Source organism: Paenibacillus sp. FSL R5-0749, assembly GCF_038595085.1.
In the GTDB taxonomy this organism is placed as follows: domain Bacteria; phylum Bacillota; class Bacilli; order Paenibacillales; family Paenibacillaceae; genus Paenibacillus.
Genome location: NZ_CP152005.1, coordinates 5,619,467 through 5,642,834 on the forward strand (window position 1 = coordinate 5,619,467; position 23,368 = coordinate 5,642,834).

13 protein-coding genes, 15 tRNA genes and 2 rRNA genes are annotated in these 23,368 nt (G+C 47.4%); 1 reads left to right on the plus strand and 29 read right to left on the minus strand.

Going from position 1 to position 23,368, the window contains the following annotated elements:
* Positions 1-158: 158 nt before the first annotated feature.
* From MKY85_RS25085 to MKY85_RS25175, 19 genes are all read right to left on the minus strand, one after another.
* Entirely contained in the window at positions 159-1,085 is a 927-nt protein-coding gene (locus MKY85_RS25085) for a methyltransferase domain-containing protein (RefSeq protein WP_339237661.1), read from the minus strand.
* Positions 1,086-1,249: 164 nt separating this feature from the next.
* Positions 1,250-1,328: transfer RNA gene (locus MKY85_RS25090), tRNA-Leu, on the minus strand.
* 6 nt (positions 1,329-1,334) lie between these two features.
* Positions 1,335-1,408: transfer RNA gene (locus tag MKY85_RS25095), tRNA-Cys, on the minus strand.
* A 6-nt stretch (positions 1,409-1,414) separates the two neighbouring features.
* Positions 1,415-1,489 (minus strand) — tRNA-Gly (locus MKY85_RS25100).
* 4 nt (positions 1,490-1,493) lie between these two features.
* Positions 1,494-1,568, minus strand: a tRNA-Gln gene (locus MKY85_RS25105).
* A 22-nt stretch (positions 1,569-1,590) separates the two neighbouring features.
* Positions 1,591-1,663: transfer RNA gene (locus MKY85_RS25110), tRNA-His, on the minus strand.
* Between the two features lie 30 nt (positions 1,664-1,693).
* Positions 1,694-1,767: transfer RNA gene (locus tag MKY85_RS25115), tRNA-Trp, on the minus strand.
* Positions 1,768-1,773: 6 nt separating this feature from the next.
* Positions 1,774-1,859, minus strand: a tRNA-Tyr gene (locus tag MKY85_RS25120).
* Positions 1,860-1,868: 9 nt separating this feature from the next.
* Positions 1,869-1,944 (minus strand) — tRNA-Thr (locus tag MKY85_RS25125).
* A gap of 20 nt (positions 1,945-1,964) precedes the next feature.
* Positions 1,965-2,040, minus strand: a tRNA-Phe gene (locus tag MKY85_RS25130).
* A 95-nt stretch (positions 2,041-2,135) separates the two neighbouring features.
* A tRNA-Asp gene (locus MKY85_RS25135) sits at positions 2,136-2,213 on the minus strand.
* Between the two features lie 25 nt (positions 2,214-2,238).
* Positions 2,239-2,312, minus strand: a tRNA-Met gene (locus tag MKY85_RS25140).
* Positions 2,313-2,330: 18 nt separating this feature from the next.
* Positions 2,331-2,406: transfer RNA gene (locus MKY85_RS25145), tRNA-Val, on the minus strand.
* A 67-nt stretch (positions 2,407-2,473) separates the two neighbouring features.
* Positions 2,474-2,545: transfer RNA gene (locus MKY85_RS25150), tRNA-Glu, on the minus strand.
* Between the two features lie 9 nt (positions 2,546-2,554).
* Positions 2,555-2,646: transfer RNA gene (locus tag MKY85_RS25155), tRNA-Ser, on the minus strand.
* Between the two features lie 3 nt (positions 2,647-2,649).
* Positions 2,650-2,725: transfer RNA gene (locus tag MKY85_RS25160), tRNA-Asn, on the minus strand.
* Between the two features lie 66 nt (positions 2,726-2,791).
* Positions 2,792-5,716 (minus strand): 23S ribosomal RNA (locus tag MKY85_RS25165).
* Between the two features lie 328 nt (positions 5,717-6,044).
* Positions 6,045-7,596, minus strand: a 16S ribosomal RNA gene (locus MKY85_RS25170).
* The 16S and 23S rRNA genes sit together here with 15 tRNA genes alongside, the layout of an rRNA operon.
* A 456-nt stretch (positions 7,597-8,052) precedes the next feature.
* Entirely contained in the window at positions 8,053-8,931 is an 879-nt protein-coding gene (locus MKY85_RS25175) for a nucleotidyltransferase-like protein (protein WP_339237663.1), read from the minus strand.
* Positions 8,932-9,053: 122 nt separating this feature from the next.
* Between MKY85_RS25175 and MKY85_RS25180 the strand changes: the two genes are divergently transcribed.
* Positions 9,054-9,434 carry a DUF2614 family zinc ribbon-containing protein gene (locus MKY85_RS25180; protein ID WP_076319627.1) on the plus strand — a complete coding sequence of 127 codons (381 nt, stop codon included), beginning with the start codon at positions 9,054-9,056 and terminating at the stop codon, positions 9,432-9,434.
* A gap of 265 nt (positions 9,435-9,699) precedes the next feature.
* On the opposite strand, the gene MKY85_RS25185 is transcribed toward MKY85_RS25180, so the two are convergent.
* The 10 genes from MKY85_RS25185 to MKY85_RS25230 all read right to left on the minus strand — a co-directional run bounded on the left by MKY85_RS25185 (position 9,700) and on the right by MKY85_RS25230 (position 23,274).
* A complete protein-coding gene (locus MKY85_RS25185) occupies positions 9,700-11,430 on the minus strand; it encodes a glycosyl hydrolase family 18 protein (RefSeq protein WP_342571051.1) in 1,731 nt (576 codons plus the stop codon).
* A gap of 141 nt (positions 11,431-11,571) precedes the next feature.
* Positions 11,572-11,994, minus strand: a complete 423-nt coding sequence (perR, locus tag MKY85_RS25190) for a peroxide-responsive transcriptional repressor PerR (RefSeq protein WP_026081471.1) — start codon at positions 11,992-11,994, stop codon at positions 11,572-11,574.
* Between the two features lie 167 nt (positions 11,995-12,161).
* Positions 12,162-13,571: a DUF4097 family beta strand repeat-containing protein gene (locus tag MKY85_RS25195; protein WP_342571052.1), complete on the minus strand. Its 1,410-nt coding sequence runs from the start codon at positions 13,569-13,571 to the stop codon at positions 12,162-12,164.
* 26 nt (positions 13,572-13,597) lie between these two features.
* Positions 13,598-14,191, minus strand: coding sequence for a hypothetical protein (locus MKY85_RS25200; RefSeq protein ID WP_342571053.1), 594 nt, complete (start codon positions 14,189-14,191; stop codon positions 13,598-13,600).
* 147 nt (positions 14,192-14,338) lie between these two features.
* On the minus strand, positions 14,339-15,049 hold the full coding sequence (locus MKY85_RS25205; RefSeq protein ID WP_342571054.1) for an MgtC/SapB family protein: 711 nt from the start codon (positions 15,047-15,049) through the stop codon (positions 14,339-14,341).
* A gap of 32 nt (positions 15,050-15,081) precedes the next feature.
* On the minus strand, positions 15,082-15,546 hold the full coding sequence (locus MKY85_RS25210) for a GNAT family N-acetyltransferase (protein ID WP_342571055.1): 465 nt from the start codon (positions 15,544-15,546) through the stop codon (positions 15,082-15,084).
* Between the two features lie 96 nt (positions 15,547-15,642).
* Positions 15,643-17,082, minus strand: coding sequence for an Asp-tRNA(Asn)/Glu-tRNA(Gln) amidotransferase subunit GatB (gene gatB, locus MKY85_RS25215; protein WP_342571056.1), 1,440 nt, complete (start codon positions 17,080-17,082; stop codon positions 15,643-15,645).
* A gap of 26 nt (positions 17,083-17,108) precedes the next feature.
* On the minus strand, positions 17,109-18,566 hold the full coding sequence (gene gatA / locus MKY85_RS25220; protein WP_342571057.1) for an Asp-tRNA(Asn)/Glu-tRNA(Gln) amidotransferase subunit GatA: 1,458 nt from the start codon (positions 18,564-18,566) through the stop codon (positions 17,109-17,111).
* 27 nt (positions 18,567-18,593) lie between these two features.
* Entirely contained in the window at positions 18,594-18,881 is a 288-nt protein-coding gene (gene gatC, locus MKY85_RS25225) for an Asp-tRNA(Asn)/Glu-tRNA(Gln) amidotransferase subunit GatC (RefSeq protein ID WP_036607033.1), read from the minus strand.
* 274 nt (positions 18,882-19,155) lie between these two features.
* A complete protein-coding gene (locus tag MKY85_RS25230) occupies positions 19,156-23,274 on the minus strand; it encodes an S-layer homology domain-containing protein (protein ID WP_342571058.1) in 4,119 nt (1,372 codons plus the stop codon).
* Positions 23,275-23,368: the final 94 nt, after the last annotated feature.

Sequence of the window (23,368 nt, forward strand, 5' to 3'; positions counted from 1 at the left end):
CTTGTAATAACTTATAACTTACCTTCAAACTTCATCTGTTTCACATATACATCTTCTTGTGTGCCAGCGTGAGGCTTCCTAGCGTCATCTCAGACGTTAGACCACGTTGTTTCTCCCGATTGCTGGTTCTCCTTGAACACATAACAAGCCTATACGATTTATCGCTTATCCTTAATATGAACTGTTTTCATGTTTGGCTGTTCAAGTTGGATCAGAATCTTCCCGAACCTTGCTCCACGTGAGAAGGTCACCGTACGATCCTTGTATGTATCTTGGATGTATTTCTCAGCCAGACTAAGAGAATCTTCATCCGATGGTAACTCATACGTATTAAGCAATTCTGGCAGCTTGTCGATAATCTCTTCCACTGGTACTTCAAATGAGTTAACTTCTCTCGTAATGATCATAGTGTATGAATAACCCTTTAAATACAGTAACTGTTGAATATATCCCATATCACCGGCCTTGTATGTAGAAGTTACCCCCAGTACATCCTTAAGTTCATCCATTAATGTGTGTTCCTTCTGTCCAGCCATAGTGCTTATATACACATACTTCCGGGCACAGTTGATCGCCTGCTCGATCGTTTCCCAATCTGACATTGCCGGACACATGGATGCAAATGCAAAGTCATATTTCTTCTCCCAGCCCTTATCTTCAATGGCGATTTCCTCATACCGTTCTTTAACGATTTCGATATTAGATTCAAGAGCTGTAGGTATCGTCTCTTTCATCAGGGAGACAAGCAACTCAGATGGTTCAACTGCAGTCACAATTGCTCCCTTCTCTGCAAAAGGAATGGTGAATATGCCCGAAGCAGCTCCAATGTCCAAAATGGATAATCCCTCGAACTCCACACCTTGGTTCTCAATCCAATTCATAATACGCTCGGAACGTTGCTTCCCTTCTTCAGAGAACGACTGTACATGATAATCCCTAGCCCATCGTTCAAATGCTTCTTCTGTATTAAATGGGGCGCTTTTCTTTTTATATTTTGGACTTCTCGGACGATTTTTCCATGCCTCTTCCCATACAGAAAGATTAAATAACAGATCGGTATCCGATACATTTTTTTCATTATTCACTTTGCTTCACTCCCTCTAAATTAAAGACTTTACTTATCTACAATATACTGAATATAATCATACGTCAATGTTTATTAAAGTCCAATATTCTTTACTGTACAAAAATCTGTATAAAATAAAATAGCCCTACACATTGCATAAGCAACATGTAGGGCTATTCAATATACCGGCGAGAGGACTCGAACCTCCACGGTTTCCCACTCGATTTTGAGTCGAGCGCGTCTGCCATTCCGCCACGCCGGCACATACTGGAGGCGCCACCCAGATTCGAACTGGGGATAAAGCTTTTGCAGAGCTGTGCCTTACCACTTGGCTATGGCGCCATATTTTGGAGCGGACGACGGGAATCGAACCCGCGACCCTCGCCTTGGCAAGGCGATGCTCTACCGCTGAGCCACGTCCGCATAATGGCTGGGGATATAGGATTTGAACCTATGCATGACGGAGTCAAAGTCCGTTGCCTTACCGCTTGGCTAATCCCCAATAAAAAATGAAAAAACAAAGGGGCGATCGAGGGGAATTGAACCCCCGAATGCCGGATCCACAAACCGGTGCGTTAACCACTTCGCCACGATCGCCACAAAAGGTTAAATTTCTTAAAAGTTAATTGGCAGGGGCAGCAGGAATTGAACCCACACCAACGGTTTTGGAGACCGTTGTTCTACCTTTAAACTATGCCCCTAAAAACTGGTGGAGGATGATGGATTCGAACCACCGAACCCGTACGGGAGCAGATTTACAGTCTGATGCGTTTGGCCACTTCGCTAATCCTCCAGGATTACATGGTGCCGGCGAGAGGACTTGAACCCCCAACCTACTGATTACAAGTCAGTTGCTCTACCAGTTGAGCTACACCGGCATATTAAATTGTTTTAAAAATGGTGGCTCGGGACGGAATCGAACCGCCGACACGAGGATTTTCAGTCCTCTGCTCTACCGACTGAGCTACCGAGCCATAATAAAGTCTAATCTTAATTCCTTACACTTTATATAGGGCATCAGTGCCATACAGCAGATGTAGTGAACAGTTTGCCTCATGTAAAGATTAAATGGCGGAACCGACGGGATTCGAACCCGCGATCTCCTGCGTGACAGGCAGGCATGTTAGGCCAACTACACCACGGTTCCATAGTACTTTCACAAGGAAAGTTAATTGCGGGGGCAGGATTTGAACCTGCGGCCTTCGGGTTATGAGCCCGACGAGCTACCGGGCTGCTCCACCCCGCGTCGTTAAAAAAAATATTATGGTGGAGGCTGAGGGGATCGAACCCCCGACCCTCTGCTTGTAAGGCAGATGCTCTCCCAGCTGAGCTAAGCCTCCGAACAACACATTTATGATCATATCATAATCTTGTTGTAAAAATCAACTTCTTTTTTTGAAGTTAATATGACCCGTAGGGGATTCGAACCCCTGTTACCTCCGTGAAAGGGAGGTGTCTTAACCCCTTGACCAACGGGCCTTGTTATTATGGCGGAGAGAGAGGGATTCGAACCCTCGAGACGCTTGTGACGCCTACACGATTTCCAATCGTGCTCCTTCGGCCAGCTCGGACACCTCTCCATATGGCTCCCCGAACAGGGCTCGAACCTGTGACAACTCGATTAACAGTCGAGTGCTCTACCAACTGAGCTATCAGGGAATATGCTTCAGAGTTGGTTCTCTGAAAACTAGATTCGAAACGAAACATGCGAACTATCACTTGCTATTGGATAAGCCCTCGACCGATTAGTACTGGTCAGCTCCATGCATTGCTGCACTTCCACCCCCAGCCTATCTACCTCGTCGTCTTCAAGGGGTCTTACATACTGGGAAATCTCATCTTGAGGGGGGCTTCACGCTTAGATGCTTTCAGCGTTTATCCCGTCCGTACATAGCTACCCAGCGGTGCTCCTGGCGGAACAACTGGTACACCAGCGGTACGTCCATCCCGGTCCTCTCGTACTAAGGACAGCTCCTCTCAAATTTCCTACGCCCACGACAGATAGGGACCGAACTGTCTCACGACGTTCTGAACCCAGCTCGCGTACCGCTTTAATGGGCGAACAGCCCAACCCTTGGGACCTACTTCAGCCCCAGGATGCGATGAGCCGACATCGAGGTGCCAAACCTCCCCGTCGATGTGGACTCTTGGGGGAGATAAGCCTGTTATCCCCAGGGTAGCTTTTATCCGTTGAGCGATGGCCCTTCCATGCGGTACCACCGGATCACTAAGCCCGACTTTCGTCCCTGCTCGACTTGTAGGTCTCGCAGTCAAGCTCCCTTATGCCTTTGCACTCTTCGAATGATTTCCAACCATTCTGAGGGAACCTTTGGGCGCCTCCGTTACTCTTTAGGAGGCGACCGCCCCAGTCAAACTGCCCACCTGACACTGTCCCCGCACCGGATTACGGTACCAGGTTAGAACCTAGATACGATCAGGGTGGTATCCCAACGTTGCCTCCATGGAAGCTTGCGCTCCCACTTCAAAGGCTCCCACCTATCCTGTACAGATCGTACCCAAATTCAATATCAAGCTGCAGTAAAGCTCCATGGGGTCTTTCCGTCTTGTCGCGGGTAACCTGCATCTTCACAGGTATTAAAATTTCACCGGATCTCTCGTTGAGACAGCGCCCAAGTCGTTACGCCATTCGTGCGGGTCAGAATTTACCTGACAAGGAATTTCGCTACCTTAGGACCGTTATAGTTACGGCCGCCGTTTACTGGGGCTTCGGTTCACAGCTTCGGATTGCTCCTAACCACTCCCCTTAACCTTCCAGCACCGGGCAGGCGTCAGCCCGTATACTTCGCCTTACGGCTTCGCACAGACCTGTGTTTTTGCTAAACAGTCGCTTGGGCCTTTTCACTGCGGCCCCCTCGTGCTATTCACACTACCGGGGCACCCCTTCTCCCGAAGTTACGGGGTCATTTTGCCGAGTTCCTTAACGAGAGTTCTTCCGCGCGCCTTAGAATACTCTTCTCGCCTACCTGTGTCGGTTTGCGGTACGGGCACCTTCACCTGGCTAGAGGCTTTTCTTGGCAGTGTGAGATCATGACCTTCGCTACTACAATTTTCGCTCCCCATCACAGCTCAGCCTTACAATGTGCGGATTTGCCTACACATCAGCCTCACTGCTTAGACGGACATCCATCAGTCCGCGTCACTACCCTACTGCGTCCCCCCATTGCTCATAACGGCTTACGGTGGTACAGGAATTTCGACCTGTTGTCCTTCGACTACGCCTTTCGGCCTCGCCTTAGGTCCCGACTTACCCTGAGCGGACGAGCCTTCCTCAGGAACCCTTAGGCTTTCGGCGGATCAGATTCTCACTGATCTTTTCGTTACTCATACCGGCATTCTCACTTGTATAATGTCCAGCGCTCCTTACGGTACACCTTCAACCCTTATACAACGCTCCCCTACCCCTGATGCAAGCATCAAGCCATAGCTTCGGTGGTGTGTTTAGCCCCGTTACATTTTCGGCGCAGAGTCACTCGACCAGTGAGCTATTACGCACTCTTTCAATGGTGGCTGCTTCTAAGCCAACATCCTGGTTGTCTGTGCAACTCCACATCCTTTCCCACTTAACACACACTTGGGGACCTTAGCTGATGGTCTGGGCTGTTTCCCTTTTGACAATGGATCTTAGCACTCACTGTCTGACTCCCGGAAGTAAGTCTATGGCATTCGGAGTTTGACTGAGCTTGGTAACCCTTGCGGGCCCCGCACCCAATCAGTGCTCTACCTCCACGACTCTGTTTTCCGAGGCTAGCCCTAAAGCTATTTCGGGGAGAACCAGCTATCTCCGAGTTCGATTGGAATTTCTCCGCTACCCCCACCTCATCCCCGCACTTTTCAACGTGCGTGGGTTCGGGCCTCCAGTGCGTGTTACCGCACCTTCACCCTGGACAGGGGTAGATCACCCGGTTTCGGGTCTACGTCCACGTACTATGTCGCCCTATTCAGACTCGCTTTCGCTGCGGCTCCGGCTCTTCACCTTAACCTTGCACGGGAACGTAACTCGCCGGTTCATTCTACAAAAGGCACGCCATCACCCCTAAAACGGGCTCTGACTTTTTGTAAGCACACGGTTTCAGGTTCTATTTCACTCCCCTTCCGGGGTGCTTTTCACCTTTCCCTCACGGTACTGCTTCACTATCGGTCGCTAGGAAGTATTTAGCCTTGGCAGATGGTCCTGCCGGATTCATACGGGGTTTCACGTGCCCCGCACTACTCGGGATCCGTCTCGGAGGGAACAGACTTTCAACTACAGGGCTTTTACCTTCTTTGGCGGGCCTTTCCAGACCTCTTCGCTTAACCGGTTCCTTTGTAACTCCATGTGAGACGTCCCACAACCCCAAAGAGCAAGCTCTTTGGTTTGGGCTTCTCCGCGTTCGCTCGCCGCTACTGACGGAATCACTATTGTTTTCTCTTCCTCAGGGTACTTAGATGTTTCAGTTCCCCTGGTATGCCTCTACACAACCTATGTATTCAGTTGTGAGTAACTGGAAATTACCCCAGCTGGGTTTCCCCATTCGGACACCCCCGGATCAAAGCTTGCTTACAGCTCCCCGAGGCAGTTTCGTTGTTCGCCACGTCCTTCATCGGCTCCTAGCGCCTAGGCATCCTCCGTGTGCTCTTAGTAGCTTAACCATATCGCTCGTGTTCGAGCTGTCACTCCGCTTGTTTTGGACTGCGTCCAAAGCCAAAAGTCGTTCCATTTCGATCACTCGCTCATGCAATCTACCGTTTTTATTGAAACTTGTTTACACAAGTTCAGCTAAAAAGGAATGTTCTAATTCGCATTTACTTTCGTTTCGATATCTAGTTTTCAAAGAACAAGCTCCATGCAAAAGCAAGCTGTTTGAGAGTTTGAGCTCTCAAAACTGAGCAACGAGTGAGTAACTAGCCGACCTGGCTAGTTTGTGCAGATCTAGTCTGCTATTTGAATGTTTCCGTTACAGGAAACGATTCTCCATAGAAAGGAGGTGATCCAGCCGCACCTTCCGATACGGCTACCTTGTTACGACTTCACCCCAATCATCTATCCCACCTTCGGCGGCTGGCTCCTTGCGGTTACCCCACCGACTTCGGGTGTTATAAACTCTCGTGGTGTGACGGGCGGTGTGTACAAGACCCGGGAACGTATTCACCGCGGCATGCTGATCCGCGATTACTAGCAATTCCGACTTCATGCAGGCGAGTTGCAGCCTGCAATCCGAACTGAGACCGGCTTTTTAGGATTCGTTCCACCTCGCGGCTTCACAGCCCGTTGTACCGGCCATTGTAGTACGTGTGTAGCCCAGGTCATAAGGGGCATGATGATTTGACGTCATCCCCACCTTCCTCCGGTTTGTCACCGGCAGTCACCTTAGAGTGCCCACCCGAAGTGCTGGCAACTAAGATCAAGGGTTGCGCTCGTTGCGGGACTTAACCCAACATCTCACGACACGAGCTGACGACAACCATGCACCACCTGTCTCCTCTGTCCCGAAGGAAAGATACATCTCTGCATCGATCAGAGGGATGTCAAGACCTGGTAAGGTTCTTCGCGTTGCTTCGAATTAAACCACATACTCCACTGCTTGTGCGGGTCCCCGTCAATTCCTTTGAGTTTCAGTCTTGCGACCGTACTCCCCAGGCGGAGTGCTTAATGTGTTAACTTCGGCACCAAGGGTATCGAAACCCCTAACACCTAGCACTCATCGTTTACGGCGTGGACTACCAGGGTATCTAATCCTGTTTGCTCCCCACGCTTTCGCGCCTCAGCGTCAGTTACAGCCCAGAGAGTCGCCTTCGCCACTGGTGTTCCTCCACATATCTACGCATTTCACCGCTACACGTGGAATTCCACTCTCCTCTTCTGCACTCAAGTCACCCAGTTTCCAGTGCGATCCGGGGTTGAGCCCCGGGATTAAACACCAGACTTAAATGACCGCCTGCGCGCGCTTTACGCCCAATAATTCCGGACAACGCTTGCCCCCTACGTATTACCGCGGCTGCTGGCACGTAGTTAGCCGGGGCTTTCTTCTCAGGTACCGTCACCTTGAGAGCAGTTACTCTCCCAAGCGTTCTTCCCTGGCAACAGAGCTTTACGATCCGAAAACCTTCATCACTCACGCGGCATTGCTCCGTCAGGCTTTCGCCCATTGCGGAAGATTCCCTACTGCTGCCTCCCGTAGGAGTCTGGGCCGTGTCTCAGTCCCAGTGTGGCCGATCACCCTCTCAGGTCGGCTACGCATCGTCGCCTTGGTGAGCCGTTACCCCACCAACTAGCTAATGCGCCGCAGGCCCATCCCCAAGTGACAGATTGCTCCGTCTTTCCAGTTTCCTTCAGGCGAAGAAAACAATTATTCGGTATTAGCTACCGTTTCCGGTAGTTGTCCCAAACTTGAGGGCAGGTTGCCTACGTGTTACTCACCCGTCCGCCGCTAAGTCTCAAAGAAGCAAGCTTCTTATCAACTCCGCTCGACTTGCATGTATTAGGCATGCCGCCAGCGTTCGTCCTGAGCCAGGATCAAACTCTCCAATAAAGTATTGAAAAGAGCGATAAGCTCATTTTGAATCTGACGAGATTAAAATCTCAATTGTGCTCCAGTCGATCCAAGCCAAGGCTCGTCTCCAACTTTCGCGTTCACTCTGCAAGCAGAATATTTACTCACTCGTTGTTCAGTTTTCAAAGATCAAACACGATTTGTTTCACTTCTTTTTCGTCTCAACCAAGTTTCGGCGGCGACTTAAATAATGTATCACATTTCGTTTGTTTTCGTCAAGAACTTTTTTTAATTTCTTTTTTTGATGCGTTAGTTCTTCACTTTTCCTCTGAAGAATTTATCGTTTGTTGGCGATAATCTCGTTTGAGGAACGAAATATAATGTATCATATATCGTGAATCAGAGTCAACATTTTTTTATAAATTATTAAACAAACAAAAAAGGAAGGTTTCCCCTCCCTTATGCGATCAATTATTGCCAGACTTTTGAAGAAGATTATGTTTCTATCCAATACCGAATTTCCCGACCCTCTCCTTCGATCGATGGCCACCCTGGCGATTCTTTTACTATAGAACGAAAGACCAACTTGCGTATAACCAGAGGTAGATCTTCTCGAACGAATCTTAACTGCGGATGATGAACAAGTTCATTGATGCTCCAAGGCTCCTTGCGACTCCTTAACACACGTAGCAGCAGCTCTGAGCATTCACTCATTTTGGACATTACCGAAAACTCACAGGCAAGCAGTACAAGCTCTACTCTCTGCTCCAGTGTCTCCGAGCTTACCGTAAGCTCTTGGTATAGTTTCCACAAAGCACGATCCAGATTCTGCACATGTGTCCAGACGGCATGATCTGGGTATATCCCCTGTTCAATCAATACAATTCTTGCCCAGTTGCCCAGAGCTTCTAATACATTGTAGTAGGCATCTACAACATGACCTTCCTGGATATGACGTTTCGCCTCCACATACATCCTCAAGAAACTGGTGAATTCATGCAGGAGCTTCTGCTCACGTAATTCTGTACCAAAGGCAGACAGTTCTTGTCGCAAATCGCTTAAGGCACTGTCCTCTTCCCATATAATCTCACCTTCAATCAGACACTCGGTGAGATTATTGTGATTCCCGGTAACTATACTACTCTTTAATTCATGACGGCTTGCATAGATCATTTGATAACGAAGATCACCATATCTGTAATGTCCCACCGCCGATTTTAATTGATCATCATTATGAACAACAAGTACCAATAATTCGAAATCTTGAATTAGGGAGCCGTGGAATCGCTCTCCCGGGTGGGAATAAGCGATAGCCCCAACTGCCCCTGTCTCTTCCGACTGTTCGGACAAAAAAGCAAGGTTCTTTAATTCCACGATTCCCTCCATACATTTCATGGCAGATAAGCGCCAAGTCAGTTATAATGTAATTCTACATCCAGACTAAAGTTTCCTTCTTTTCCAGGTCCGATACTACTCATACGATAGGAGCATTTTTCATGATTTTTAAATCAGCAAAAATTAATGCTTTTCGCACTTGGGGATTACTACTGACCATGCTAGGGATGGGCCTAATGATACTGGGAACAGCAGGAATTGTTTTCTGGGGACATGCTGGCAAGGTATTCGCAGCTGTAGGACTTGTCATCGGATTAATCGCCATGATGGCCAGTCTAGCCATTTATTTCTGGGCGGGTATGCTCTCCACCAGCGCAGTACAAGTCGACTGTCCGGAATGCGGGAAGTTAACCAAAATGCTGGGCAAAACGGATCGATGTATGTTCTGTCATACCATCCTCACCCTGGATCCTAATAAGGCCAATATGACCAGTCAACAACTGAAAGCGCCTTCCACAACAGTTCCCCCCACTGATGGTTAGCACGAAATGATCTCCAACCGCTAAATGTCTTTGCCCTAATTTCATTGAAGAACAAAAAAGGCCCGGTATGTCTACCGGACCTTTTTGGACTTGGCTTATCAGTAAGTCCTTGTTGCTGTTTAATAGTCGAGATATGAAATTAAGTTATGATTCCTATAGCTAATAAAATGATAGATTACATATAAGGTGGTATCGAGCGGGAGCGCCTTCTGGCTTGGCAGAGAAGAACAGAGAAGCCATTCGTCGAACACCGAGCATGAGCCTATTATTTCTGGTAACCGGCCTGCTTCAATACCTCCCATGCAGAGGCGTTAGCAAAACTCCGATTCCATGCCGCTACTCCGCCCAGCTTCAAGGAAGCGATCAAATCCACGCGCGCCTGAAGGGACACGGCATCTTCGATCCATATTTTCTTGGTAGCTCCTTCTTCCTCATATTCCACATAGTTTTGTCCACTTGCCTGATCCAGTTCGGGTTTGAGTTTCTTTTCTTGGATCAGTTCCACGATGGTATTCATGCCTACCGCTTTGGAAGACACTTTAACCTCCCCTTGATCATTCTTCTCTTCCGTCCAGATTCTTGTATAGAGCGGAACCGCCATGATCAATTTGTTAGAAGGTACTTCATCCTCCTCAAGTATGCGTCTCATGGAAGCCTCAGTCCATGGGAGAGACGCTACCGACCCAGCCTTGGGACTGGCCGCCCAATGTTCATCATAAGCCATCACAATGACATAGTCTGCAAAAGAACCTAATGCACGGCGATCCAGAAAGGCGGACCACATTTCACTGTTCGATTTTGGTGTTACATCGATCGATAACATCAATCCATGTATGCGTGCCATCGCCTTGATCTCGCGCACAAACTGCGTAATATTCTGCCCGTCATCGGTATACACGTTCTCAAAGTCGATATTGATCCCATCCAATTGATACGTCTGTGCATACTCCAACATCTGCTCAATAATATGAGTACGTGTCTCGTAAGAAGCGACAGCTTCTTTGGTAACGTCCGGGTCAAAGCTGTTATCCATAAGTCCCCATACTTCCATACCCGAACGGTGAGCCCAGTTCACATAAGCTTGGTTTCCCTTGCTTTTCACCGTGCCCTGTCCATCCGTAATGTGAAACCATGTGGGGCTGACCACATTCACACCAGGCATTTTACCGATAGAGCCCACATCAGGCTGACGGTTGTACACGGCTTCCCAAACCAGATTTACCGGTTTATTCTGCCACTTCTTCTCTGCTGCAGTCAGCGTATACTTGGGCGTGTCCACCCTCTTTTTCTCCGTGAGTGCAATATGATCATTATCTACATATCCGGCATATCCATTATCGAGTTGGACAAAACTCTGTTCATCACCCGTCTGCCATACACGTACCCGTGCATCCTTTTCCATATCGGCAATGATTGGTGAGGATTCTCCCCCACGTTTATATAACGGCACCGTCTTATCTGCTTTGGATGACAGCGTATCAATCTCTGCATATTGTATCGTGTCTCCTCCGCGCATCAGCAGTACAGCACCTGTTACCGAATCTTCCTGTATGGCGATGCCGTACACTTCCTTCAATGGTTTGAGCGGAATGTATGCTTCTCCATCCTTCACCTCAGGTTTTACCGTCATAGGATAATCTTTGTGATTAAGTTCTGCTTGTGTGCTGTCCTCTTTCATATGAAGAACTCGCTGAGGGGAGGCAATAATGATATCGCCTGACTCTGGTTCGTAACGTATGCCCGCATCAACTGCTTCTTGCAGCACCTTTACAGGCAACTTGAGTTGATCTCCTGTACCCAAGGCGTCTCCATCCATCAGTTGCCCATCTACAAAAATAGGCTGGCTTCTCCCTACCCAATCGGGGTCTTCATGGATCTGGTTCAACCATACATTTGTTATAAGCCAGTAAGCCCCTCCAGCGATCAGACAAGCCCCGAGAAAACCGGGCCAAAATGAACGTCGCTTCTGACGTGTATATCTGCTTTTTCTACCCAAACGTCTACCTCCGTTAATTATGCTGAATCATAAGGATGTGCGCATAAGTTGTTTTAAAAATGAATGTTTTGCATAAATGCTAAAAAAAAACGTGAAGAATCCATACTGAATTCTGCACGTTAATATTGTAATTCAACTCTCTTAATCCCTGCAACTTTTGCAAACGCCATACACTTCCAATCGGTGGCCGTGTACTTCAAATCCTGTACTAGACTCCGCCTGAAGCTCTACACTTTTCAGTGAAGGATAGCTAAAGTCTTCAATCTTGCCGCATTGATCACAGATAACATGATAATGATCCGTCACATTGGCATCGAAGCGGCTTGAATTATCTCCGTATGTCAATTCCCGGACCATGCCAGCTTCCAGAAACATCTTCAAATTGTTATATACCGTTGCCACGCTCATACTGGGAAATTGGGGTTCAAGGGCTCGGTAAATTTCATCGGCTGTCGGATGCCCCATGGATTCCATCAGATAGTTCAATATGGCATGACGCTGGGGTGTAATACGGACACCGGTCGTTTTCAGATGCTCCAACGCATGTTGGACACGTGTTGCCATAAAACCCACCGCCTTACCTTTCATTCTCTGGTGAAGAGTGATTAACTGTCTCCTCGCACAGAGTTGATTCCCGGCCATGAAGAACGACAATCCATCTTTCATGCCGTGTAATCTTGCCAGTGTATATTTATTGTACGGCGATTACAAGTTTATTGTCAACGCGGCAGTCAAGGAACCTCTGTAGAATCATCCTGGGAATTTGGTCCGTCCTCGGTAGTCTGTTCCAGATTTTCAGCCGTATCTTCAGAATCAGGTAGGACTGTTTCAGGCGTAGATACAGCCGGGTTCCGCTGAATGGTAAGATCGCTATTTCCTTCGATTTTCACCCTATACTCACCTTCGCCCAGCTGGCCTTCTATGGTTTTGTTCTGTACTTTGAAAGGCAGATCGGTACTTAGATCCCCATAACTGCTGGAACCCGCAAGACTGTAGTCTCCGCGATCAGGAAGTAATACGTTAATGGCTCCCACAGCACTGTACACATCCCAGTCTCCCCCGACTTTGGAAGATACAATGTTAATACTGCCATTAAGCGATTGAGCTTTAATACCCAGATTGGCTCCATCCAGCGTAATATTACCGTTACGTGTCTCTGCGGTGAATTCGCCTACGGAGTCTGCAATACTGATACTTCCCACTTGTGTGGTTAGATCGACATCACCGGATACCCCTCGAGCCTTCATGTCTCCACGGTTACTGTCCAGATCTACATTACCAATGGCGTTGGCTACAATGACATCTCCGTTCAAGGTTTTCCCTGAGATATCTCCAACAGCATTGGTAATCCGGATACGTCCGTTACCCGTTTCGGCCAGTATAGTACTAATCGCTTCCGGACGGTTTAATAATATGGCTCCATTGGAAGTTCGAATATCCAGATTAAAACGACGATCATCTGGGATTGTGATAGTAAGATTCATACGCGGCTGCGTTTTTTCATTATCTCCATACGTCTTGCCTGTAGCCTTGATATGAATGACTTTTGTACCATCGGTCTCTACAAAAGAGGCTGCTGCAACCGCCTTTGCCTGTACTTCCGTCGTCTGATCTACCCAGACAACCGTTCGTACCTCAATCTCCTCCGTATCACCCCGTTGCACCGAGATATCTCCGTTGACACCTTCGACTACAAGATCTGACGTATCCATGCGAACAGGTACACGAATCGTGCCCTTATCCTCCATATATCCTGCCGCTTGACTGTAGTCCATGGATGCCGCTCCGAGATTTAGACTTACTCTATTCCATAAGTGCATGTAGTGATCCTGCTCGGTGACGATAAATACGGAAGCCGCCAAAATCAGTGAGGCTAGAATGCCTTTGGCATCGGGTCTGAAACGTACTTTGACTTGTTCATCAGGATTGCTCGGCTTATCCGATTGCACTTTTTTCCTTCTGCGCGTCCAGAGGAACAGCACAATATATTCAACACCTAGAACAACGAGCAAAAATGGCCACCAGTCCACCATCTCATATACATAGTCAGTTCCCCACCGTTTATCCATAATCAACAGCACACCGACCGCTACGATTAAGGCGGCAGCCGTATAGCGGCCAACCCGGACTTTACGGTTCATCACGTTCCCTCCTTGTATCGCTTCGACTACAATTTTTTCTTGTTCAACATGACCCAGAACTCACGCCCAAACAGAAGCAAACCTCCTGCGATCATGAGAACCGCAAACGAATATCCGCCGTACATGGCAAGGATCTCTTGGAACCAGCGCGGTTTGCGGAAAAACAGCACCATCAATGATCCTCCCACAATTAAAAGTAATCCAAACGATATTCCTCTCTCCCAGACCATCATTGCATCTCGTATAGAACGTTCGTTGGATAATGGCTTGTCCGCGGTTGCCTGGGTTACGGCTCTACGTCTGCGCATCATGACCCAATCCGCAGATTGCAGTACATCATATACATTGTAAAAGTAAATAACCGGGATACACAAAGCCAGCAGGATAAGCAGTGGCACATTGATCTGTATACCAATGGATGAGAAGTAAAGCACTGCTGACAAGTCAAGCAAAACAAGCAGCATAAAGGTCAAACCTCTCATGTACAATCTCAGATAAATATGACCCAAGCCAGGTATAATGGCACTCAGTAATCCCGCAATAAACTTGTGAGTCCGATTCCTGATCGGTTTGCTCTGACCCGTGCTGTTATTTCTGTTTGATTGACGTCTCCGTTTCATAACATACTCCTCTCTTCTGAACTGACCTTCCGCTCTTCATGCATTTGGTTAGATAGTACCCTAAAGAGCAAGGAGAGTAACTGGAAGAAATATGGATATGACCAAAAACCCTCCGGCACTACTGGCCTGGGGAGGGTTGTAATTCATTTATTCGACCGATACCTTGGTAACGTGTTCCCACTGTCTTAACTTGGATACCAAGCCTACCGTTTTGAAATCATGTGGTACCTGAACATGTAACACAATCTCGATTTTACGTTCAACTGACAACATCTCGGCATATGCCAGGTCTTGTTCATTCACGGTAATTTTACGAATTTTGATCTTCTCCTGTTCCATGCATGAGGACAGTTGCTCTAGAAAACCGGGTTCTGACAAAGTATGAAGTGTAACCACATGCAGTTTGTTCCCTCGTAAATACCTCAACTCTAACTTATTGAAGACCCATAGATTAAGCAATACCAGGACCGTTGATACGATGGAGGCAAAAAAGAATCCCGCACCTGCTGCAAGCCCAATGGCTGCAACAACCCAGATTGAAGCAGCTGTCGTCAGTCCGGTAATGGATTTACCAGTGAAGAGAATTGTTCCTGCTCCCAGGAATCCAACACCCGTAATTACAGCAGTGGCCAGACGTGCTGGATCGATCCTTACATTTAATTCATTAGCAAAATCTTTAAAACCATAAACAGACAACATCATAATTAATGCAGAACCAAGACATACCAGAATATGGGTACGCAAACCGGCCGCATGATTGGACCGTTCCCGCTCCAGGCCTACGAGCCCTCCAAGCAGCATAGCCAGCAATAATCGTAATAAAATGTGCCACTCATCAATGAACCAGGGATCGCCCAAAGTCGGTATTCCTCCTCAAGTTGTTCATATTATTAAAGTTTATTCTTGTGAAAAGTCGTTAATTCCACTCCAGGTGCAATCTGTGTGACTTCCACGGGATGAAAACCAAATCTGGTGTACAGATTGACAGCGGGTTGATTCAGCGTTCCTGTGGAGACGATATAACGCGGTAGATCCGCATGCTGTTCCAACACGTACGTCATCAAAGATGCTGCGATTCCCTTGCGAAAGTGATCCGGGTGCACCATCATACGTGTAATGGTCAGTGTATTCTCCTCTTCTTCCGCTACAGCGACAGCCCCGATAAGCTCTCCGTCATCATGGATACAGCCGTAAAAGCTCTCTCCACAATCCCGAAGTGTCTCCATCGTATCCATCAAAGGAGGAATCTCTTGAAATCCGATGATTTCGGCTTCCAATCGATAGGCCACATGTTGTAGTCTCCATAACTGCCCCAACATCTCCACATCACTCAATGACAATGGTTGAATGTTCATATCCGATCCCCCGTCCGAAATACATTTGTATCTATTAATACCAAAAAGAGGCTGTCACAGGGACGAGCCTCTTTCTGTCCGGCCTCACCGGAAGGATTAGCGGTTCAGTACATCTGCAAGCAGTTGGTTGGCTAAAGCAGGATTCGCCTTGCCTTTACTTTCTTTCATAACCTGACCAACAAGGAAGCCAATGGCTTTTTGTTTACCGGCTTTATAGTCTTCTACGGATTGAGGGTTATTCGCTACAACCTGCTCAACGATGGCAAGAATGGCGCCTTCATCACTAATCTGCACAAGACCTTTCTCTTCAACGATCTGCTGTGGAAGCTTACCGCTCTCCAGCATTTCCTTGAATACGGTTTTGGCGATTTTGCTGTTAATGGTGCCCTTCTCCAGCAGTCCGATCATCTCGCCCAAACCTTGACCTGTCAGTGGAACCTGAGTCACCTCAAGATTGCTCGTATTCAGGTAACCCAGCAAGTCACCCATAATCCAGTTGGATACGGATTTGGCATCCTGAGTGAATTTCAAACTATCTTCGAAAAGATCAGCGATAGCCTTGGAAGAAGTAATCACCTCTGCATCATAGCTAGGCAATCCGTAATCAGCTGTGTAACGAGCTTTACGTTCGTCTGGAAGCTCAGGTATGGTAGCCTTGATGCGCTCTTTCCAGGCTGCATCAATATGCAGCTTCACGAGATCCGGGTCCGGGAAATAACGGTAGTCATGCGCCTGTTCCTTACCACGCATCGACAGTGTTTTTCCTTGAGCTTCGTCCCAACGACGCGTCTCCTGAACCACTTCACCGCCATCGTCCAGAATTTCAGCCTGACGATATTGTTCATATTCGAGACCACGTTGAACACCACGGAAGGAGTTCATGTTTTTCAGCTCGGCTCTTGTTCCCAGCTTCTCCTGTCCATGTGGGCGCAAACTGATGTTGGCGTCACAACGCAGTGAACCTTCTTCCATCTTCACGTCCGATACATCACAGTACTGCATGATTGCGCGCAATTTTTCAAGATATGCACGTGCTTCTTCCGGAGAAGAAATCTCAGGTTCGGATACAATCTCCACCAGTGGAGTACCAACACGGTTGAAGTCTACCAATGACGCGTATCCGCCATCGACATGTGTAAGCTTCCCTGCATCTTCCTCCAAGTGAAGACGCGTGATGCCGATTCGTTTCGTCTCGCCGTTCACTTCGATATCAATCCAGCCGTTCTCACCGATCGGCTGATCAAATTGAGAGATTTGATAGGCTTTTGGTGAGTCAGGGTAAAAGTAGTTTTTACGGTCAAACTTGCTGACATCAGCAATCGTACAATTAAGAGCCATCGCTGCCTTCATGGCGTAGTCTACCGCCTGACGATTCAGTACAGGCAGTACGCCTGGATGTCCGAGACAGACCGGGCAGGTATGGGTGTTCGGCGGAGCTCCAAATGCTGTGGAGCAGCCACAGAAAATTTTGGAGTTCGTATGCAACTCCACGTGGACTTCAAGTCCAACGACCGTTTCATATTTAGATGCGGACATTTCTATATTCCTCCGTTCCGGGCAGTCTACAGCTGCGGACGCTGCTTGTGGAATTCTGTATTTTGTTCAAACGCATGCGCTACACGCAATACGGTTGTTTCATCAAAGGCTTTACCGATAATTTGCAGGCCGACAGGCAATCCATCCGAGAATCCACATGGAATACTAACGGCAGGTACACCAGCCAAGTTGACCGGAATCGTCAAAATATCGTTCAGATACATCGTAAGCGGATCATCCACCTGTGAACCGAGTTTGAACGCCGGAGTTGGCGCAGTTGGTCCGATAATCACATCATATTTGGCAAATACATTGTCGAAATCCTGTTTGATCAATGTACGTACTTTCTGTGCTTTCAGATAATAGGCATCATAGTAACCCGAGCTGAGTGCATACGTTCCAAGCATAATACGTCGTTTCACTTCGGGACCAAAGCCTTGACTGCGGGACTGATGATACAGATCCAGCAGGTTATCCGGATTGTCTGCACGCACGCCATAACGCACGCCATCAAATCGAGCCAGGTTCGAAGAAGCCTCCGAAGATGCGAGCAGGTAATACGTAGCGACCGCATATTCGGTATGCGGAAGGGATACTTCTTCCCATGTTGCCCCAAGTCCTTCGAGAACTTTCAATGCAGACAGAACGGTCTCTTTCACTTGTGGATCGACGCCTTCACCGATGTATTCCTTCGGAACAGCAATACGAAGTCCTTTAACATCACCTGTCAGTCCGCTCAAATAATCCGGAATCTCTACTTTTGCAGATGTCGAATCTTTCGCGTCATAACCGGCAATGGCTTGCAATACATAAGCAGAATCTTCAACATTTTTCGTCAAAGGTCCAATCTGATCCAAGGATGAGGCAAATGCAACTAAACCAAAGCGGGAAACAAGTCCGTATGTCGGCTTCAATCCAACAACACCACAATACGAAGCAGGCTGTCTGATGGAGCCGCCTGTGTCTGATCCGAGCGTGAAGTATGCTTCTCCCGCAGCCACAGCTGCTGCAGAACCACCGCTGGAGCCTCCTGGAACACGATCAAGTGCCCATGGATTACGTACAGGGGAGAAACTTGAGTTCTCATTGGAGCCACCCATGGCGAATTCATCCATGTTGAGTTTACCAATAGTCACGGTGTCCGCAGCTTTCAATTTTTCGACAACTGTTGCATCATACACCGGGTCGAAATTACGTAGAAATTGGCTGCCGCACGTCGTACGCAGTCCGTTCGTCACGATGTTATCCTTAATTCCTACAGGCAGGCCGAAAAGCAACCCCTTCTCCTCACCGCTAACCAGACGGTCATCCAGTTGACGTGCACGAGTGCGTGCTTGTTCTTCATCCAGTGCCAAATACGCCTTAACCTTATCGTCATGCGCACCAATATTCTGATATGCCTGATCCACCAGATCGCTGACCGACAGCTCTTTGGCATGCAGCTTGTTATGTAACTCAGGCAACGATTGTTCAAATAAACTCACAGTGTTTGTCCTCCTTCCGGTTGTCCGTTATTCCATTACAGCAGGCACTTTAAACTGCCCGTCTTCTTCTTCCGGTGCATTGCGCATCACCTGTTCAATCGACAGGCTTTCTTTGGTCTCATCTTCACGCATGACATTGCTTACGTGCAGAACGTGAGTGGTGGGCTCGATGTCTTCCGTATCCAGCTCATTCAGCTTTTCTGCATATTTTAAAATCGCGTTCAGCTGACCTGTCAGGGTCTGTTCTTCTTCAGCAGTCAAGTTGAGTCGGGCCAGCTTGGCCACATGCTGAACGTCATTATTCGAAATACTCATTAGCGGATGCCTCCTTCATTCGTTCTGATTCCCGAAACGACCTGAAACGAATCGCTCGTTTAACGGGCTAAAGTCTCAAGATAACTTTTTTCATTATAGGTGAGATAGTTCGACAATTCAATGCAAATGACCTGTCCTCCATACTATCCAATATTCGTTCTTGTTCATGACTGCCAAAAAGGCAGCGCTAAACGCACTGCCCTTGGTTACCAAACTGATTAGAATTAATACTAGTGCGTGTTCAAAAAAAGGGTGGACTTTTGGAATTACTTTATTAAATTAGACCTGATAACTGCAATAGCCGTCGAACAAGCACAGCCGTCTCTGCCCGAGTAATCATAAATTTCGGAGATATGTTCTCGTTACTTCGACCAGATACAACTCCAGCTTGCAGACTGATGTTCACCGCTTCTTTGGCCCAATCGGATACTTGATTCATATCGGTAAACCGTGAAAGATCTTGGCTCGCATTTATATCCAGCTTACGATCCAAGCCAGTGATTTTCATCGTCCGATGAATTATCATCATCGCTTCCTCACGAGTAATATCCTGTGCAGGATGGAACGCACCGTCTGTATAACCATCGATGAGACCATAATCAGTCGCAGCGCTAACTACACCTGCATACCAATCATTTGGACTCACATCGCTAAACTGGTTATTAGCTGTATTGCTTTGCAGCCCCAACGCTCTTACCATAACAGCCGTGAATTCAGCACGTGTAATACGCTCATCTGGGTTAAATATTGTATCTGTTACTCCACGAACAACCATACGTGAGCCCATATCGTTTACTTCTGCTTCTGCCCAGTGCCCCGAAACATCCGTGAAAGTTCGTGGATTCCAGACCAGGCCATATACACTATTGGTCAAACTATTGATCTTCGCATAGTTCACACCGTTAATATTCGAAATCTTGGTCGGTACATGACGCATGCTGCCATCCTTCTCAACAACTACTCCTGTCGTCACCTTCATGGAATCACTCTCATTAGGCAGTATTATTGCTCGTTCCACATACTCGTTAAATCGGTCTACACTCACAGATTTACCCTCATATGTGGCTGTGATATTGAATTCTAACAGCGAACCAATCAAGCTAAAGCCGTTTACACGGCCTGCTTCCTCCACTTCGGATACGCGATCTGCAGAAGCAGGAGAAATTTGCAAATGAAGAATCATATCTTCAAGGTGGTTATTCGCGCCAAGTTGTTGGGCTAGCATACTAACATCCACCAAGCGGGAAGGCAAGGAATACGTAGCCGCATCTGTCTGCAGCACAAGTACAGCTTCTTGATCTGCCATGAACTTCACTAATCTTCCGGTCAATTCACCATTAACCCGGGCCTTATCGCCGCTTTGCACAGGAAGGGTCACTACGGCACTCTTGCCTTCAACCTGCAATTTTTGCATGACAGCCTGCTCGTCGACGGTCAAAGTCAACACATTCTGCCCATTCAATTGAGTTTTACTCAAGGTTCCAACTGTTTCTGGCTTTCCATTCACCAAGATCGTGACACCCGAGTTGGTTGTTCCTCCGCCTGATGGTGATGCACCTGTCGCTCCACCTCCCGAACTTCCAGAACCTCCAGATCCACCTGAACCCCCAGATCCATCAGAACCTCCGGAACCTCCTGACCCATCAGATCCACCATGATTTGAAGCAGTCCACTTCGCATACAAGGTTACATTAGATTTTCCTACGAGCAGAACATCCCCTGCACCATAGCTATGTCCACTACCATCCGCAGCCGTATTCCATCCTGCAAAAGCATATCCTGTCTTCACTAGATCACCTGTGTTACCGAGAATGGTAACCTGCGATTGTGACTTATACATCTGGTCATCTAAAGGTACATTTCCTGATGAAGCCCCGTTACTGTCATATCGAATTTGATAACTCTTAGATGGAACATAGGACATCACTGTAGATTTGGGTGCACTAATTCCATCTCTAAAAGAAAGGTAAAGGGCCCCATCTTTGTTAATCGCCAGTCTGGTATCCATTGCAATTCCTTCTGATACTCCAGCTCCCCCTAATGGTTCCCAGCCATTCACCTCGTCATATTTCATAACGGTTGCTTTATTACCAGTGGCAAAGTCCATATACGCCACATACGGACTTCCTTCTTGGTCAACCACCATGGAAAGAAAAGTGGCTTGGTTTTCAGAGAAATGGGGCTCTCCAACCGCTGTCCATGCTCCCGAGCCCGTGTATTTTACTACGGTTGGCTTAAGTCCATCGTAGCCACCTGTATATGTAGCATACACCGTTTCGTTCTGATCCACAGCGAGTGCAATTTCAGCCACATTTTGTTCAGTAAACGCACGATCGCCAACCAATGACCAAGAATCATCCGCTTCGTTATATCGAGTAACAGATAATTTGAAGCCTGCATTAGTGTCACTGTATGCAGCATACAGAATACCGTTTGGACTCATTGCCAGTACGCCGCCCGCCGCGCCTGCCAGATTGTAACCCGTGTTACCGATGTAGTCCCATTGATCTGACTCGCCATTATACTTCATCACCTTAAGTTCATAACCCGTATTAGGTGCAACATAAGGCTCACCGTTAAGATCGAGTTTCAAATCAAGACTCCTTAAACTATTTTGAGTGAAACCTGGCGAGCCTACAATATTCCAGCCCTCCTGCTCCGTGTACTTCATAACGGTGGCACTGCCAATATGATTTCCATCACTAAAGGCAACATATATTGTTCCATTCTGGTCAATTGCTATTTTATTTTTGGATGCAGGACTCTGGGTAAAGCCAGGTTGTCCTACAGGCACCCATCCACTATCTTTGCTATATTTCATTACAGTCGCTCTAAAGCTATTAGCACTATCCGTAAATACAACATATGGCGTCCCATTCGCATCTACTGTAATATCCTGATCAAAAGCCATTTCCTCCGAGAAGCCTGCTTGACCAAGAATATTCCATTTGTCTTCATCTAGTTCCGGGTCTGTACCTCCAGAAGAAGAAGGTGTCCAAACCGCATATAGTGTTACGTTAGAAGAACCCATTATTAACGTATCGCCAGCACCATAGCTCGTTCCGCTTCCATCACTTGCTGTGTTCCAACCAGCAAATAGATAACCCGCTTTTCCCAAAGCCCCTAAGTTATCTTGAACGGTTACGTCTGCTTGTTTATTGTATTGCTGATTATCAATTGGTGCACTACCTGCCTGAGCTCCATTCCCATCGTACGTGACTGTGTACGCAGGTTTCGATCCAAATTTCATTACGGTCGCTTTGGATTGGTTAGATGCATCCTGATAAACCACATAGGTTTTTCCATATTGAGGATCTAGTGCCAGGGCAGGCGTAGATACTACTCCCGCTGAGAAACCCGCTTGTCCCACATACTGCCAACCTTCTTGCAAACTATAACTCATAACGGTTGCTTTATAACCGTTTGCATTATCCTTAAAGGCAACATAAATTACACCCATTTGATCCACAACAATTGACGGTGAAGAAATCAAATCTGGAGAGAACCCCCGGTCACCAACGGTTTCCCAGCTTTCTGTCTCACTCTTGAATGTCATTACAGTCAATTTAGATGTTTCGTCACTAAATGCGATAAACGGCCTGCCTGAGGGGCTTAGTGCGAGCACGGGAGAGGATGTAGATCCGGGCGATATCCCTGCTTGTCCTAGCACTTCCCACGTATCAGAGCTATATCTCATCACTGTCGTATTGGATGAACTGTCCTGAAAAGCTACATATGGTATACCTGCTTGATCAAGAACTAACGATACCGCGTTTTCAACTTCCGGGGAATCATCGTTAATTCCTACCAAACCCCATCCTGTTGATTCGTTGTATGCCATTACTGTTGCCTTACCACTGGCTCCGTCCTTAAAAGCAACATACGGATTGCCTGCCTGGTCTAACGCTAGTGAAGGGTAGTTTGCCCTGTCTGAGGTGAATCCTGCTTGTCCAACCAATTCCCAACCATTTGTTGCACCATATTTCATGACTGTCGCTTTACCATCAGCACCGTTGTCCTGATAACCGATATATGGAGTACCCTGTTGGTCCAGCACGAGTGTAATTCCACTTGCTGATCCGATCGATAAACCTCTCTCACCAACAAGCTGCCAGCCATCGGAGACACTATACTTCATCACCGTCGCTTTGTAATCTGCACCTATATCCGTATAAGCAATATATGTATTACCTGATTGATCAACCGCCAACTTGGGAGCAGAGGCTTCTCCTTCAGAAAAACCAGCATTTCCAAGCGCTGCCCATTCTTCATCAACAGAAGCATAGGCCTGATCTGCAACCCATGTCGGAAAGATTGGAACCCCTCCCAACATGACTAAACAGGCTAACAACATCACAATAAATTTTTTCCCATTTTGATGAATCCTTTTCATTTTAATATCTACCTTCCTCTCCTAAGTATGATTGATAGGGATTCCCCCTCTGCAATACAAGATATTCTAGCAATTGTCTCTGAACCGATTCTGA

Excerpts from the sequence above, each read along its gene's own strand:
- MKY85_RS25180 (WP_076319627.1), top strand. The coding sequence starts at position 9,054 with ATGATTTTTAAATCAGCAAAAATTAATGCTTTTCGCACTTGGGGATTA.
- perR (WP_026081471.1), bottom strand. The coding sequence starts at position 11,994 with ATGGCAACACGTGTCCAACATGCGTTGGAGCATCTGAAAACGACCGGT.
- MKY85_RS25195 (WP_342571052.1), bottom strand. The coding sequence starts at position 13,571 with ATGAACCGTAAAGTCCGGGTTGGCCGCTATACGGCTGCCGCCTTAATC.
- MKY85_RS25200 (WP_342571053.1), bottom strand. The coding sequence starts at position 14,191 with ATGAAACGGAGACGTCAATCAAACAGAAATAACAGCACGGGTCAGAGC.
- MKY85_RS25210 (WP_342571055.1), bottom strand. The coding sequence starts at position 15,546 with ATGAACATTCAACCATTGTCATTGAGTGATGTGGAGATGTTGGGGCAG.
- gatB (WP_342571056.1), bottom strand. The coding sequence starts at position 17,082 with ATGTCCGCATCTAAATATGAAACGGTCGTTGGACTTGAAGTCCACGTG.
- gatC (WP_036607033.1), bottom strand. The coding sequence starts at position 18,881 with ATGAGTATTTCGAATAATGACGTTCAGCATGTGGCCAAGCTGGCCCGA.
- MKY85_RS25230 (WP_342571058.1), bottom strand. The coding sequence starts at position 23,274 with ATGAAAAGGATTCATCAAAATGGGAAAAAATTTATTGTGATGTTGTTA.